16 protein-coding genes are annotated in these 13,650 nt (G+C 60.5%); 6 read left to right on the top strand and 10 right to left on the bottom strand.

Going from position 1 to position 13,650, the window contains the following annotated elements:
* Window positions 1-68: 68 nt before the first annotated feature.
* A complete protein-coding gene (locus ACQKP4_RS11455; protein ID WP_427633158.1) occupies window positions 69-1,880 on the top strand; it encodes a monovalent cation:proton antiporter-2 (CPA2) family protein in 1,812 nt (603 codons plus the stop codon).
* A gap of 230 nt (window positions 1,881-2,110) precedes the next feature.
* On the opposite strand, the gene ACQKP4_RS11450 is transcribed toward ACQKP4_RS11455, so the two are convergent.
* Together ACQKP4_RS11450 and ACQKP4_RS11445 are read right to left on the bottom strand one after the other, a co-directional pair.
* A complete protein-coding gene (locus tag ACQKP4_RS11450) occupies window positions 2,111-3,049 on the bottom strand; it encodes a hypothetical protein (RefSeq protein ID WP_427633156.1) in 939 nt (312 codons plus the stop codon).
* A 184-nt stretch (window positions 3,050-3,233) separates the two neighbouring features.
* Complete coding sequence (locus tag ACQKP4_RS11445; RefSeq protein ID WP_427633236.1) at window positions 3,234-3,542, bottom strand: hypothetical protein; 309 nt, start codon at window positions 3,540-3,542, stop codon at window positions 3,234-3,236.
* A gap of 175 nt (window positions 3,543-3,717) precedes the next feature.
* Here ACQKP4_RS11445 and ACQKP4_RS11440 point away from each other — a divergent pair, with 175 nt between their 5' ends.
* Both ACQKP4_RS11440 and ACQKP4_RS11435 read left to right on the top strand, forming a co-directional pair.
* Window positions 3,718-4,401 carry a response regulator transcription factor gene (locus ACQKP4_RS11440; RefSeq protein ID WP_427633155.1) on the top strand — a complete coding sequence of 228 codons (684 nt, stop codon included), beginning with the start codon at window positions 3,718-3,720 and terminating at the stop codon, window positions 4,399-4,401.
* Window positions 4,379-5,773 carry a sensor histidine kinase gene (locus tag ACQKP4_RS11435; RefSeq protein ID WP_427633153.1) on the top strand — a complete coding sequence of 465 codons (1,395 nt, stop codon included), beginning with the start codon at window positions 4,379-4,381 and terminating at the stop codon, window positions 5,771-5,773. Before ACQKP4_RS11440 ends, ACQKP4_RS11435 begins: the two co-directional genes overlap by 23 nt.
* Before the next feature lie 146 nt (window positions 5,774-5,919).
* On the opposite strand, the gene ACQKP4_RS11430 is transcribed toward ACQKP4_RS11435, so the two are convergent.
* The 3 genes from ACQKP4_RS11430 to ACQKP4_RS11420 are packed head-to-tail and all read right to left on the bottom strand — an operon-like array spanning window position 5,920 to window position 8,172.
* A complete protein-coding gene (locus ACQKP4_RS11430) occupies window positions 5,920-6,330 on the bottom strand; it encodes an SRPBCC family protein (RefSeq protein ID WP_427633151.1) in 411 nt (136 codons plus the stop codon).
* Window positions 6,331-6,355: 25 nt separating this feature from the next.
* Entirely contained in the window at window positions 6,356-7,153 is a 798-nt protein-coding gene (locus tag ACQKP4_RS11425) for an SDR family NAD(P)-dependent oxidoreductase (RefSeq protein WP_427633149.1), read from the bottom strand.
* Between the two features lie 2 nt (window positions 7,154-7,155).
* The gene (locus tag ACQKP4_RS11420) at window positions 7,156-8,172 is read right to left on the bottom strand and encodes an aldo/keto reductase (protein ID WP_427633147.1); all 1,017 of its coding nucleotides are present in this window, start codon (window positions 8,170-8,172) and stop codon (window positions 7,156-7,158) included.
* A gap of 116 nt (window positions 8,173-8,288) precedes the next feature.
* Here ACQKP4_RS11420 and ACQKP4_RS11415 point away from each other — a divergent pair, with 116 nt between their 5' ends.
* On the top strand, window positions 8,289-9,188 hold the full coding sequence (locus ACQKP4_RS11415) for a LysR substrate-binding domain-containing protein (RefSeq protein WP_427633145.1): 900 nt from the start codon (window positions 8,289-8,291) through the stop codon (window positions 9,186-9,188).
* A 485-nt stretch (window positions 9,189-9,673) separates the two neighbouring features.
* Window positions 9,674-9,988 carry a DUF2388 domain-containing protein gene (locus tag ACQKP4_RS11410; protein WP_427633143.1) on the top strand — a complete coding sequence of 105 codons (315 nt, stop codon included), beginning with the start codon at window positions 9,674-9,676 and terminating at the stop codon, window positions 9,986-9,988.
* A gap of 151 nt (window positions 9,989-10,139) precedes the next feature.
* On the opposite strand, the gene ACQKP4_RS11405 is transcribed toward ACQKP4_RS11410, so the two are convergent.
* The 5 genes from ACQKP4_RS11405 to ACQKP4_RS11385 all read right to left on the bottom strand — a co-directional run bounded on the left by ACQKP4_RS11405 (window position 10,140) and on the right by ACQKP4_RS11385 (window position 13,194).
* Window positions 10,140-10,808 carry an HAD-IA family hydrolase gene (locus tag ACQKP4_RS11405; protein ID WP_427633141.1) on the bottom strand — a complete coding sequence of 223 codons (669 nt, stop codon included), beginning with the start codon at window positions 10,806-10,808 and terminating at the stop codon, window positions 10,140-10,142.
* Window positions 10,809-10,856: 48 nt separating this feature from the next.
* Complete coding sequence (locus tag ACQKP4_RS11400; RefSeq protein WP_427633139.1) at window positions 10,857-11,261, bottom strand: response regulator; 405 nt, start codon at window positions 11,259-11,261, stop codon at window positions 10,857-10,859.
* 178 nt (window positions 11,262-11,439) lie between these two features.
* On the bottom strand, window positions 11,440-11,721 hold the full coding sequence (locus ACQKP4_RS11395; protein WP_427633137.1) for a pentapeptide MXKDX repeat protein: 282 nt from the start codon (window positions 11,719-11,721) through the stop codon (window positions 11,440-11,442).
* A 70-nt stretch (window positions 11,722-11,791) separates the two neighbouring features.
* Window positions 11,792-12,577, bottom strand: a complete 786-nt coding sequence (locus tag ACQKP4_RS11390; RefSeq protein WP_427633136.1) for a molybdopterin-dependent oxidoreductase — start codon at window positions 12,575-12,577, stop codon at window positions 11,792-11,794.
* Window positions 12,574-13,194: a cytochrome b/b6 domain-containing protein gene (locus tag ACQKP4_RS11385; protein WP_427633134.1), complete on the bottom strand. Its 621-nt coding sequence runs from the start codon at window positions 13,192-13,194 to the stop codon at window positions 12,574-12,576. The genes ACQKP4_RS11390 and ACQKP4_RS11385 overlap by 4 nt, the downstream gene beginning before the upstream one ends.
* 173 nt (window positions 13,195-13,367) lie before the next feature.
* On the opposite strand from ACQKP4_RS11385, the gene ACQKP4_RS11380 reads away from it, so the two are divergent.
* On the top strand, window positions 13,368-13,650 hold a 283-nt coding region (locus ACQKP4_RS11380; RefSeq protein ID WP_427633132.1), incomplete at its 3' end, for a class I SAM-dependent methyltransferase.

Below are 13,650 nucleotides of genomic sequence, written 5' to 3'. Positions count from 1 at the left end.
AGGCTGACGCATGACGCCCCAGCCTTTATCCTTACCTCCCCCCGCCGTACCGAGTTCTGGAGTTCGCCATGCCCCACGAAGGCAACCTGTTGCAAGCCGCTGTTGTGTTTCTGCTCGCGGCGGTGCTCACCGTGCCCTTGGCCAAACGCCTGCAGTTGGGCGCGGTGCTGGGCTACCTGTTTGCCGGGGTGATCATCGGTCCTTCAGTGCTGGGCCTGATCGGTAATCCGCAAAGCGTCAGCCATTTTTCCGAGCTTGGCGTGGTGCTGTTGCTGTTCATCATCGGCCTGGAGCTGTCGCCACGACGGTTGTGGGTGATGCGCAAATCAGTGTTCGGTGTCGGCTTGGCGCAGGTGCTGTTGACCGGGTCGGTGATCGGCGTCACGGCTTTGTTCGTGTTCGGCCAGTCACTGAACAGTGCCATCGTGCTCGGCCTGGGTCTGGCGCTGTCGTCGACCGCATTTGGTTTGCAAAGCCTGGCCGAGCGCAAAGAGCTGACCAGCCCCCACGGGCGCCTGGCGTTTGCGATTCTGCTGTTCCAGGACATCGCCGCAATCCCGCTGATCGCCATGGTCCCGCTGCTGGCTGGCGGTGATCACACCAGCAGCGCCGCCGACGATTTGAATCACGGCCTGCGGGTGTTGGGCAGCATCGCGGTGGTGGTCATCGGCGGTCGTTACCTGCTGCGACCGGTATTTCGCATCGTTGCCAAAACCGGTTTGCCCGAGGTCTCCACCGCGACCGCGCTGCTGGTGGTGATCGGCACCGCATGGCTGATGGATCTGGTGGGCGTGTCGATGGCGCTCGGCGCATTCCTGGCCGGTTTGCTGCTGGCGGATTCCGAATATCGGCATGAACTGGAAGCGCAGATCGAACCGTTCAAGGGCTTGCTGCTGGGCCTGTTTTTCATCAGTGTCGGCATGGGCGCGAACCTGAGCCTGCTGCTGAGCGCGCCGGTGACGGTGTTGGGGCTGACGCTGCTGCTGATCGCGATCAAGTTGCCGCTGCTGTTTGTGGTGGGCCGGTTGGCCGGCGGGCTGGGCAAGGTCAATGCGATTCGCCTCGGCATTGTGCTGGCGGCCGGGGGTGAATTTGCGTTTGTGGTGTTCAAGATCGGGCGCGATCAGGGCTTGTTCGAACCCCGCCTGTACGACTTGCTGGTGCTGACGATCACCTTGTCGATGGCCGTGACGCCGTTGCTGCTGTTGCTGTGCGCACGGCTCTACACACCGAAGGTGCAACCGGTGGTGGTGCCGGAGAAATTCCGCGACATCGACACCGATGAACCGCGCGTGGTAATTGCCGGCATGGGGCGGATGGGTCAGATCGTGGCGCGGATCCTGCGTGCGCAAAACATCAAATTCGTCGCGCTCGACACCTCGGTGGAAACCATCGAACTGTCGCGCAGCTTCGGCGGCGTGCCGGTGTTCTACGGTGACCCGATGCGCCCGGAAATCCTCAGCGCGGCCAAGGTCGAGCAAGCCGAATACTTCATCATCGCCACCGATGATCCGGAGACCAACATCAAGACCGCCGAGGTCGTGCACCGCTTGTATCCGCACATCAAAATCATCGCCCGGGCGCGTAACCGTCAGCATGTGCACCGCCTGGTCGACCTGGGCGCCGAGGCGATTCGGGAAACCTACTATTCGAGCCTGGAAATGAGCCGGCGCACGCTGGTTGGCCTCGGCTTGACCCAGGCGCAGGCCGACGCGCGGATCAAGCGCTTCAAGCATCACGATGAGCAGGTGCTGGAAGCGCAGCATGCGGTGTATGACGACGCGGCGAAGGTCTTGCAGACTGCGCAGGAAGCGCGGGCGGAATTGGCGAAATTGTTTGAGTCGGATCAGTTGGAAGAGCAGGAGTCGGGCAAGGCTTGAGCCGGTGATTACGCCTTGGCTGGCATTGCCGGCACCCGTCCCTCCTGGAACAGTCCTTCATGGGTGAGCTTGCGGGCGCCAGACAGCAAAACGCCGCTTCCACCAGAGGTGGAAGCGGCAGAGGCATGAGCCTCAGAGGATCAATGCATGAACAGTGCGATCAGGATGATGATCGGGATTGGCACGCCGAGAAAGAACAGCAGTAATGAGCGCATGGTAGTTCTCCTTGATTAGCGAACAGGTGGCAGCGAATTGGTCGTGACGTAGGCGTCGGATTCCACATACACCACGGCATCCCGACGACGACCGCCGAACGTTGCGGCGAGGCTGGCGGTAAACGCACCGATCAGCAACGCAATGAACGTCCACAGCGTGGTCCAGGCAGCGACTTTGGCGGCGGTGTCAGCAGCTTGTTTGGCAGCCTGCTTGGCGTCGGCAATCGCTTTCTGAGTGCGGGCGTACACTTCGTCGACACGACGCTCTGCATCGGCCTGGGTCAGGTTGGTACGTTGAGCGACCAGTTGCGCCAGGTAAGTGCGGTCTTCCGCGGCCAGTTGGCCGTTGCTCAGGGACTGCGCGAAGATGCGGGCCACGGTGCCACGAGCAGCGTCATCGCCGACGGCGGCAGGACGGTCATCGCGAAACAGGCTGTCGATGTAGTAACCGTATTGGTCACCGCTGGTACCAGCGGCGGCGGTGCCTGCGGCTTGAGTCATGGCTGACGCTGCGCCACCGGCCACACTGGCACCGGCCTTGACGCCGCCACTGACGATGCTGCCCACCGAACCGACAATCAGCGTCGCGGCCACCAGCGTTGCCACACACCAGGACAGGAAGCCATGGGCGGTGTCACGGAAGTAAACTTCATCACCGTGCATGTTGGCCCACTTCACCCGCAGGCGACCGGCGATGTAACCACCGAGCCCGGAAGCCAGGATTTGGGTCACGCCCAGCCAGACAATCGTAGAAATCCCCAGGCCCTTGGCGCTGACGCCTTCGTTGGCCCACGGCGAAACAGCGGAAAAGCCCAAACCAAAACCGAGCAACACCAGGATCAGCGACAACGCAGCGGCCGCAGCGGCCCCAGCGAAGATCGCGCCCCAGGAAACGCCCGACAGCGTGCTTGATTCATCTGCGGCAGGATAGAAACCATCAGAGGATCTATTCATTGTTGTATCGCTCCAGGCAGGAAAGATGTTGTTACAACTCGTCAGCAGGGGAATTGCAGCCAACGTGCCAGTTGCGATTTTTTAATATCTCGTTATTTTTCAACAAGTTATAAATTTTGAACTTCTGGTATCCATGCAAATTGCAAGGACCGGGCAAATGCAGCGGGTTTTATGCATTGCGCGACTATTTGCGCCGATAGCTCTTGTTACCGGTGGGTGTCAGGCAATAGACACCGCCTCTCGGCCCAGTGCAAAACGATCCTGTGCCGCAGGCGCAGCCATCAGCGCCCTGCAATAAGGTTTGCGGTCGAGCCGTGCCCTGACCGCCGTATATGGCCGAGCAACTTTTCTTTGAGCCGCTGATAGAACCGTCATTGCACAAAAACAGATCGCCGTCGCAACGATCAATGCCACCTTTTTTCCCTGAACAAGGTGTGTTGCCGGCCCACAGCGACCCGCTGCAAAGACACAGCAGCAACAGAATAATCGGCATGCCGCCGCGGCGAATCAAAGTACGCACAAATCACCATCCATAGAAATATGGCCCAATGATATCAACGTTCCGAACAGGCTTTTGAATGCACATGAAAGTAAATTTACTAAGCGGCGGGAAATTCTTGGCAAAATGCCAACACACTTCGCCATGAACTGACTATCAGGCACGCCCTATGACCCGCATCTTGACCATCGAAGACGACGCCGTGACCGCCCAGGAAATCGTTGCCGAACTCAGCAGCCACGGCCTCGATGTCGATTGGGTCAATAATGGCCGCGAAGGCCTGGAGCGTGCGGTCAGCGGCAATTACGACTTGATCACCCTCGACCGCATGCTGCCGGAACTGGATGGCCTGGCCATCGTCACGACGCTGCGAACCATGGGCGTGGCCACGCCGATTCTGATGATCAGCGCCCTCTCCGATGTCGATGAGCGCGTGCGCGGCCTGCGTGCCGGTGGCGATGATTACCTGACCAAACCGTTTGCCACCGACGAAATGGCCGCCCGGGTCGAAGTGCTGCTGCGCCGCCAGAACACCGTGACGGCCCAGGCCACCACGTTGCGCGTCGCCGACCTTGAGCTGAACCTGATCAGCCACGAAGCCAGCCGCGACAATCAATTGCTGACGCTGCTGCCGACCGAGTACAAGCTGCTGGAATTCCTGATGCGCAACACCGGGCAGATTCTGTCGCGAATGATGATTTTCGAAGAGGTCTGGGGCTATCACTTCGACCCCGGCACCAACCTCATCGACGTGCACATCGGGCGCTTGCGCAAAAAGATCGACCCGGCCGGCAAACTCCCGTTGATCCGCACTGTGCGAGGCTCGGGTTATGTCATTGCCGAACCCGTCTAAAGGCTGGCGCTCCTCCAGCAGCCGCTTGCTGGCGCTCTACAGTTCGCTGTTCGTGATCTGGAGCGGGATTCTGATGGGGGTCATGTACTACGAGGTGTCCGCCTACCTCGACAACCTGGCCAAACATTCGCTGATGCAACGCCAGCATCTGTTTTCGCGGTTCTCCGGCGAGCAACTGGTGGACGCCCTCGCCGTCAGCATGACCTTCGACATTCGCGGCATCGACGCCTATGGCTTGTTCGATGCAGACCATCGTTACCTCAGCGGTGCGCTGCGCCAGATCCCCAGCGAACTGCCGCTCGACGGCAAGATCCACATGCTCGGCGACTGCGCGGAGTCCGACGACCCGACGTTGCCCGCCGACAGTTGCGATGCGGTGGCGACCCAGACCAGGGACGGCCGCTGGCTGGTGCTGGTGCGCGACAACGGTTCGTTGTTCGCCGTGACCCGGATCATTCTGCACGCGTTGTTCTGGGGCGTGACCCTGACCATCCTTCCGGGCATCGCCGGCTGGCATCTGTTGCGCCGTCGGCCGCTGCGGCGTATTCGCGGGATTCAGGCCAGTGCCGAGGCCATTGTCGCCGGCGACCTGACCCGGCGCCTGCCCCTGTCCAACCGCCGCGACGAGCTGGACATGCTCGCCGCCATCGTCAACGCCATGCTCGAACGCATCGAGCGGCTGATGAATGAGGTCAAGGGCGTGTGCGACAACATCGCCCATGACCTGCGCACGCCGCTGACCCGACTGCGCGCGCAGTTGTACCGGATTCAGCAGCAGGCGGACGACGGTTCGACACTGGCCGTACAACTGGACTCGGTGCTGGGCGAAGCCGACACCTTGATGGCGCGGTTTCGTGGGTTGCTGCGGATTTCCGAACTGGAAGATCGCCAGCGCCGTTCCGGTTTTGTGCAACTGGACCCGGTGCCGCTGCTGCAAGAACTGCACGACTTTTACCTGCCGCTGGCGGAGGAAGACGAGCTGCAGTTCAAGCTGCAATTGCCAGAGTCGTTGCCATTGCTGAACGGTGATCGGGCGCTGCTGTTCGAGGCGATAGCGAACTTGCTGAGCAATTCGATCAAGTTCACCCCGGCCGGTGGCGAAGTAATTTTGCGCGGCGTCAGTGACGGCGGTCGCACGCGGATCGAAGTACTGGATTCCGGGCCCGGGATTCCAGTGGCCGAGCGTGAGGCAGTGTTCCAACGCTTTTATCGTGCGGACGGCGGCAATCAGAAAAGCGGGTTCGGGCTGGGGCTGTCGATCGTTTCGGCGATTGTCAGCTTGCATGGTTTTGCGCTGGAGGTAGGCACCAGCGAACTGGGTGGGGCAAGTCTGGTGCTGGATTGTCGGCAAAGCCTGATACCGCAGACCTGATTCATCTCGATGAGAAGGTGATCAAAATGCGCGAGCGGGCTTGCTCGCGGAGGCTGCTGCCCAGTCAACATGGATGTTGTCTGACACGGCGCCTTCGCGAGCAAGCCCGCTCCCACAGGGATTTTGTGGTGTGGCTTGTAGCCGGGTCAGGCCGGGTAATTGGCCCGCAGGGCTTCGAGCCCGCCCTGATAAATCCCGGCAAACAGCGCTACCACTTCTTCGTCCGTCACGCCGACCGGGGAAAACCGCCCCGACCACGTCACCCGAGCCCCCTGCCCCTGCGCCTCAACCTTGATCGTCGCCCGGTAGTCAGTCGCCGGAAACGGCGCCTGCACAATCGAATAACTGTAGGTCTTCGCCGCGTTATCGAACGTCTCCAGCCGCTCGACCACCACGCCCCCGTCCGAAGTTTCCAGGCGGCGTACCCGCCCGCCTTCGCTCAACTCGCTTTTCGGAATAAACGGCAGCCAGTCCGGCAGCGTGTTGAAGCCGCCGATCAATTGCCACACGTCCTCGGCCGACGCCGGAATATCAATAAACGCTGATGCAGTTGCCATGTAATCCTCTCTCTCCAACGAAAATTCAGATCGCCATGCTGTCGACAACACCGCCGTCAACCCGCAGCGCCGCGCCAGTCGTGGCCGAGGACAGCGGCGAAGCAATGTAAGCCACCAGGTTCGCGACTTCCTCGACATCCGCCACGCGCTGAATGATCGACGTCGGCCGCGCCTTGCGCACAAACGCATCGGCCTCTTCGCGAACGCTGCGCCCGGATTCAGCGGTGGCGTCCTTGAGCATCTGCTCCAGGCCGTCGGTCAAGGTCGGGCCGGGCAGGATCGCATTCACCGTCACGCCCGTGCCCGCCAACCGCTTGGCCAAGCCGTGGGACACCGCCAGGTTGGCGCTTTTGGTCACGCCATAGTTGAGCATCTCAGCCGGAATCGCGATGCCCGATTCCGAGGACAGGAAAATCACTCGTCCCCAGCCCTGCTTGACCATGTCCGGCACGTAATGCCGCGACAGGCGCACACCGGAGATCACGTTGACTTCATAAAAGCGCGTCCACTCGCTGTCCGGTGTGTCGAAAAAATCAACGTCGTTGTAGATCCCGAGGTTGTTCACCAGGATGTCGGCGCGCGGTTCGGCGACGAACAATTGCTCGGCGCCCTCGGCCGTGCCGAGGTCGGCGGTCAAACCGCGCAACTGCGCGTCCGGCACGCTCTGACGAATGCTCGCCAGCGCCTGATCCACCTTGGCCGTCTCGCGGCCGATCACCACCACCGTGGCGCCGGATAATGCCAGCGCCTTGCTGATGCCCAAGCCAATGCCAGCGGTGCTGCCGGTGACAATGGCCAGTTTTCCAGTCAGATCAATCTTCATGCTCAAACTCCTGTGAGGGGCAATGGCGCGCGCTCGGACACCAGTTGCGCGTCGCGCATCGCTTGCCAGAACGCGGCGGGAATTACCGCCGACAGCGCGGCCACATCTTCGGCAATCCGCTGCGGACGGCTGGAACCGGGAATCACTGCCGCCACCGCCGGATTGGCGAGGGAGAACTGCAACGCCGCTGCTTTGATGTCGACACCGTGGGCCGCCGCAATGCGCTTGATGTGCTCCACTTTGTTGATAATCGCCGGGCTGGCTTTCTGGTATTCGAAGTGCGCACCGCCGGCCAAAATGCCCGAACTGTAAGGACCACCGACCACGATCTCGACGTTTTGCGCCAGTGCCGCGTCCATCAAGCGTTGCAAGGCACGGTCGTGGTCGAGAAGAGTGTAGCGACCCGCCAGCAGAAAACCGTCCGGCTGTGCTTCGGTCAGATCAAGGGTCAGCTCGCAGGGTTCAACTTTGTTCACGCCCAGCCCCCAACCCTTGATCACGCCTTCTTCGCGCAACCGGGTGAGCACTTTAAAGGCGCCGGTACGGGCCTGGTTGAAGTACTCCAGCCACTGATCGCCGTAGAAATCTTGCGCGATGTCATGCACCCAGACGATATCGAGACGGTCGGTTTGCAGGCGCTTGAGGCTGTCTTCAATCGAGCGCATCGTCGCGTCGGCGCTGTAGTCGTTGACGATCTTGTTCGGCCGACCGTGTTCGAACACGCCGCTCTTTTCACCCAGATCACGGGCGGCGGCGTCTTCGACTTCATCCAGGATGACCCGGCCGACTTTGCTGCTCAGCACGTAGTCGTCGCGGTTGTACCGGGCCAATGCCGCACCCAGGCGAATTTCCGACAGGCCCGAACCGTAGAAAGGTGCAGTGTCGAAGTAGCGCACGCCGGCATCCCACGCGGCGTGCACCGTAGCCAGCGCCTCGTCTTCGGGAATCGCACGGAACATGTTGCCCAGTGGCGCCGTACCGAATCCCAGCGCGCCGGGCAGTTTGTCTTTCAAGCTCATGAGTCAATCCTCGTCAGTTCAATGGCCAGTTGCTTGACCGTTGAGCAGATCCTAGATTGCGATGATCGGACCGTCCAAGACATAATACGCAGCACTTGAGTCTCTATAGGTCTGACATGATCGACATTCGCCAATTGCGCTACTTCGTTGCCGTCGCCGAAGAAGAACACGTCGGTCGCGCCGCCGAACGTTTGCATATCTCCCAATCGCCGCTGAGCCGGCAGATCGCCCAGCTCGAAGAACGCTTGGGCCTGACCCTGTTCGAGCGCAGCCAACAACGCATCCGCCTGACCCGCGATGGCCAGACATTTCTCGCCGAAACCCGCGCTCTGCTGACCCACGCCAGCCGCCTCGAATCCCTCGGCAAGCGCCTCGGTCGCGGCGAAGAAGGCGGCTTGTGCATCGGCTACATCGAAAACGCGATGGACGCCGGCGTGCTGCCGAACGCCCTGCGCGTATTGCGCGTCGACCGGCCGAACGTGCACGTTGCGCTCTACAACCAGAGCTCCACCGAACAGCTCGAAGGCCTGCGCCAGCGCAGTCTCGACATCGCATTGGTCAGCGAACCACCGGCCGACGACGATCCCGATCTGCTGGGCTTTCAGGTGCTGGACGACCCGATGCTGCTGGCATTGCCCGAGCAGCATCCCCTCGCCCATCAGGCAACCCTGACCCCGGCCGACCTCGCCGATCAGGAGTGGATCGGCGTGCAGCACCACCAGAATGTCACCAACCGCCAAGACTTCGTCAGCGCCTGCATCCGCGCGGGGTTCACCCCGGACATCCGCATGGAAGCCACCGGCCCCTTCACTGCACTGGCGCTGGTGGCCTCGGGACTGGGCATCGCCATGATTCAGAAAGGCTTGAGCCGCAACGCACCGTCAGGGGTGGTCCTGCGGGAAGTGCCGTGGATTTGCTACACCAGACCGCTATGGGCCGCATGGCACCGGATCAATTTACGGCCATTGGTGGAGACATTCAGAAAAGTGCTGACCGAGCCCCAGTCGGCCAACTAGATGCTTCCCCCACGCACCGATTCGCTGTTGTGGCGAGGGGGCTTGCCCCCGTTCGGCGGCGCAGCCGTCGTCATCCATGTGCGTAAGGTCTGACTGTGGAACGGCGGCGTCTGGTTTTGGGGCTGCTTCGCAACCCAACGGGGGCAAGCCCCCTCGCCACGGGTTTGTCCTGGGTGTGCGTCAGGTCTGCGTTTATCTCGCCGCATTTAATTGCTGTTGTGGTTAGGAGCCTCACACCCGCGCACCGATGCCGTTGTGGCGAGGGGGCTTGCCCCCGTTCGGCGGCGCAGCCGTCGTCATCCATGCGCATAAGGTCTGACTGTGGAAACTGCGGTGTCTGGATTGGGGGCTGCTTCGCAACCCAACGGGGGCAAGCCCCCTCGCCACGCCGCTGATCGCGATCATTACGGAACTCCTGAGGATCGCCGCGCATCCTAACTAATGTAGGACTTCCCTTATGCTTCACGCTTTCGGAGGACTCCGTCATGCGCCGTCTTTTACTCATTTCTTCCCTGGTACTGTGTTTGCCGTTTGGTTCCGCGATGGCCAAGGTTGACGCGGGCGATGTTGCCACGTCAGTCGGGGTGTCTGCTTCGCTCTACTCGACGTTCAAAGACCACAAGCTGATGATCCCCGCCAAGGATGACGCCTCCAGCTTTATCGCCAGTGGCGGCACCATCCGGGGCGTTTATCTGGAATCGGTCCTCAAGCAGATCCGTCAGGACAACCCAGGCTTGAACGCCACGGACGAAGATCTGGCGACAGCGATCCTGGTTCAGGAAAGTGCTGCGGGTCAATGAGGCCATTGCTTCGACGGATGCTGGGGAGATAGCCGCACTGGCGGGCTCACACTGATTCTGTAGGGGCTTGGCTTGCCGTCGACGGCGACCAGATCATTCGACATCAAGGTTGAATGTGACGGCCCCTTCGCGAGCAAGCTCGCTCCCACAGTTAAATTCGGTTGAGGCTGAGTTGGCCGTCGGGGCTGACTTCGGTGATGACGGTCTCATAGCTGGCCAGCGTCGCATGCAGCGTCTGGATTGGATGCTCATGGGTCGAGGTGATCACCACCAAGTCAGCACCCGCCGCCTCCGCTGCCTGAATCCCGACGGTCGCGTCTTCAAAAATCAGGCAATCCTCCACGTCGACACCCAAGCGCCTTGCAGCCAGTTGATACCCGGCAGGATCGGGTTTGCCCGCGCTGACGTCCTCGGCGGTGACCATCACTTCAGGTTCCGGAACGCCCGCCGCCGCCATTCGGCGCAACGCCAATGCCCTCGGCGCAGACGTCACGATTGCCCATTGGCCGGGCGCAAGACTCTTGAGGAAATTCGCCGCACCAGGCACCTCGACAATGCCTTCTACGTCGTTGATCTCCGCTTGGGTCACCCACGCGGCTTCAGCCTCGGCATCCACGCCCGGCAAGCCTTGACGGTTCACCGTATCAATGGCGCGGGCACCGTGAATGGTCGGCAGGAAGGTCGCGACATCCACCCCGTGACGCAAGGCCCATCGGGTCCAGATCCGTTCGGCGGCAGCAATCGAGTTGAGGACAGTGCCGTCCATATCGAACAGAAACGCGCGGTAGGGAGTATTGAAAACGGTTTTGTTGGCAGGCAAGGATCAACTTCCTTCGAGTATCAGGCGGGTCAAACACTGTACACGAGGCTACAGCGGACGCGACTTCAACGCGCCATCCACACAGTCGAGCAATTGCCCGATGGCCCAGGGTTTCTTGATGAAGGAGACCGGATGCCTCACACCCGAGGTTTCCGGGGTTTCGAAGCCGGACATGATCATGATCGGCTTTTCCGGCCAGCGGTCGCCGAACTGGTTGGCCAGATCCGCACCATTGAGCTTGCCGGGCATGGTGATATCGGTGAGCAACAACCGCACATCATTAGCGTGCTGTTCCAGATAAACCGATGCCGCATCCGCACTGGCTTGCGAAATAACGACAAACCCTTCGTCCTGAAGAATTTCGCAGAGAAACTCCAGAATCAGCGGGTCATCCTCAACGACAAGAATCAACCCGCCAGGAAGGTGCTCGCCCGCTGTCGTTAATGGACTCATGACTTTGCCACTCCCTGATTGCCTAATGATTTCGCGGGTGAACTCCGCTGCTTATCAACTATGAGCAGCGGACTTCGCGGAAATTCATTTTTGATACAACCAAGGGTGAAATCAGGCGCCGCACTGCGCAGAAGCGGCGCCTGTGTGTCAGGTCGAAGTCTCGAAAAACGGTGTGAGGTTACTGCGACATGGCATCTTTTTTCATGCTGTCTTTGGACATTGCATCCTTTTTCATCGAGTCCTTGCTCATGGCGTCTTTGGACATGCTGTCTTTTTTCATCGTGTCCTTGGACATCGCGTCCTTTTTCATCGTGTCTTTCTTCATGGCATCTTTGGACATGGCGTCTTTACTCATCGAATCTTTGCTCATGCTGTCATTGCTCATGGTGTCAGCGGCAAAAACGCTGGTGGCGCCCACGGCGAGGAACAGGGACAGAACAACGGTGGTCAGCTTTTTCATGATGAAACTCCAGTAGCTAAGGTTGCAATTGAACGCAGCGTCAGCTGCGCGGTGAAATGGCCAAGTGTCGTCAGCTACCGCCGAACCAGTTGTAGCCCTGGTCTTCCCAGTAGCCGCCGCTGTAGGTGTTGCTGACGAAAATCGCCTGAATGTGTTTGGGATTCTTGTAGCCCAGCTTGGTGGGCATGCGCAGCTTCATCGGGAAGCCGTACTCGCGTGGCAGCACCGCGCCGTCATAGGTCAGGGCCAGCAAGGTCTGCGCATGCAGGGCCGTGGCCATGTCGATGCTGGTGTAGTAATCGTCGGCGCATTTGAAGCCGACATACTTGGCGTCCGTGTCGGCACCGACCCGTTTCAGGAAGTCGCTGAACCGCACCCCGCCCCAGCGCCCGATCGCGCTCCAGCCTTCGACGCAGATGTGCCGGGTGATTTGATCGGTCTGGGCCATGGCGCGCAGTTCTTCGAGGCGCCAGCTGCGTTTGTCGGCAACCAAGCCGGTCACTTCCAGTCGATAACTGTCTTCCTCCACCGTCGGTGCATCGTCGATGCCGTAAAAGGCATTGAACGGAAACGGCCGGGTGATCATCGATTCGGCATAGGTCGGCGCGAGTGCGTCGGGGTTGAACAGCCAGCCCTGCACCCGATCGTTGAAGCGCGACATGGACGACAGCGCGGTATCGACGCTGTCGTTGTCGGTGATGTTGCAGCCGGACAACATGGCCACGCCGCCGAGGGTCAGGCTGCGCATCAGGAACGCGCGACGTGAGCGGTCTTCGATCTGCGGCGCGAGGATTTTTCGGGCGTCGGTCAGGATGGACGTCTCGTCCAGCCCGGCCCCTTGAATGCGCTTTTTCATACGTGCTCCTTGCGACCGACAAGCATGGCCAACAGTGTTTTGGGAACCAGCGCGACCATCACCAAGTGCACCGCCACGAAGGCCATCAACAGCGCCATCGCGATGAAATGCACATGGCGCGCCGTGTCGTAACCACCGAGCAATTCGCGCAACAGAGGAAACTGCACCGACTTCCACAACACCAGCCCGGACACCACCAGCAGCGTGATATCGACCATCACAAACAGGTACGCCAGCCGTTGCACCTGGTTGTAATGACTTAGGTCGGCATGCCCCAGCCGGCCGCGCAATGCCAACCACACGTCGCGGAAAACACCTTTGGGCGACACCGGAAAGAAGCGCCGTGACAGGCGGCCACTGCTGATATTGACGAGCAGATAGATGAGGCCGTTGATGGCGAGGAACCACATCGCCGCGAAATGCCATTGCAAGGCACCACCGAGCCAGCCACCCAGCGTGATCCCCTTGGGGAAGCTGAAATCGTAAAGCGGCGAAGCGTTGTAGATGCGCCAACCGCTGGTGACCATGACCAATACCGCCAGGGCGTTCAGCCAATGGGTCAACCGTAACCAGCGCGGGTGAGTGCTGGCCGAGGCCGAAGCAGGACGTTGCGACATGATGGAGCTCCCGGCGGTTGTGGTTATTCGTTGGCGCCGAGTATGGGAGGCGATTGATCGCCAAATCCTCACGCAAAGTTAAATTAATCGTGATAACTGGCGACGTCTGGCAGCGATGCCTGGCTGGCAAATGTGGTTAAAATGCCGCCCTCTTCAATTGCCGACGCTGCCCGATGAACTCAGACGCCCTCTCCACCCTGCACACTCATTTGCTGAAGGAACTGGCAGTGGCGCCCGCGCAAGCCCGCCGTTTGTTCCACGGCCGCGGTCGATGCTGGCCGGGACTGGAGCAGTTGACGGTCGACTGGCTGCAAGGCGTGGTGCTGGTGGCGCTGTTCAAAGAACCTGAAGCGTCGCAGTTGGAAGACTTGAAACATCGGCTGCTACAGATCACGCAATCGTCCGAATGGAAACACTGCGGCGCGCACACCTTGCTGTTGCAACATCGTTACCTGC

Origin of the sequence: Pseudomonas sp. NPDC086278 (genome assembly GCF_050280905.1) — a bacterium.
GTDB lineage: Bacteria > Pseudomonadota > Gammaproteobacteria > Pseudomonadales > Pseudomonadaceae > Aquipseudomonas.
The sequence above is the reverse complement of the archived record's forward strand: the minus strand, read 5'-3'. Positions and strand labels throughout refer to the sequence as shown.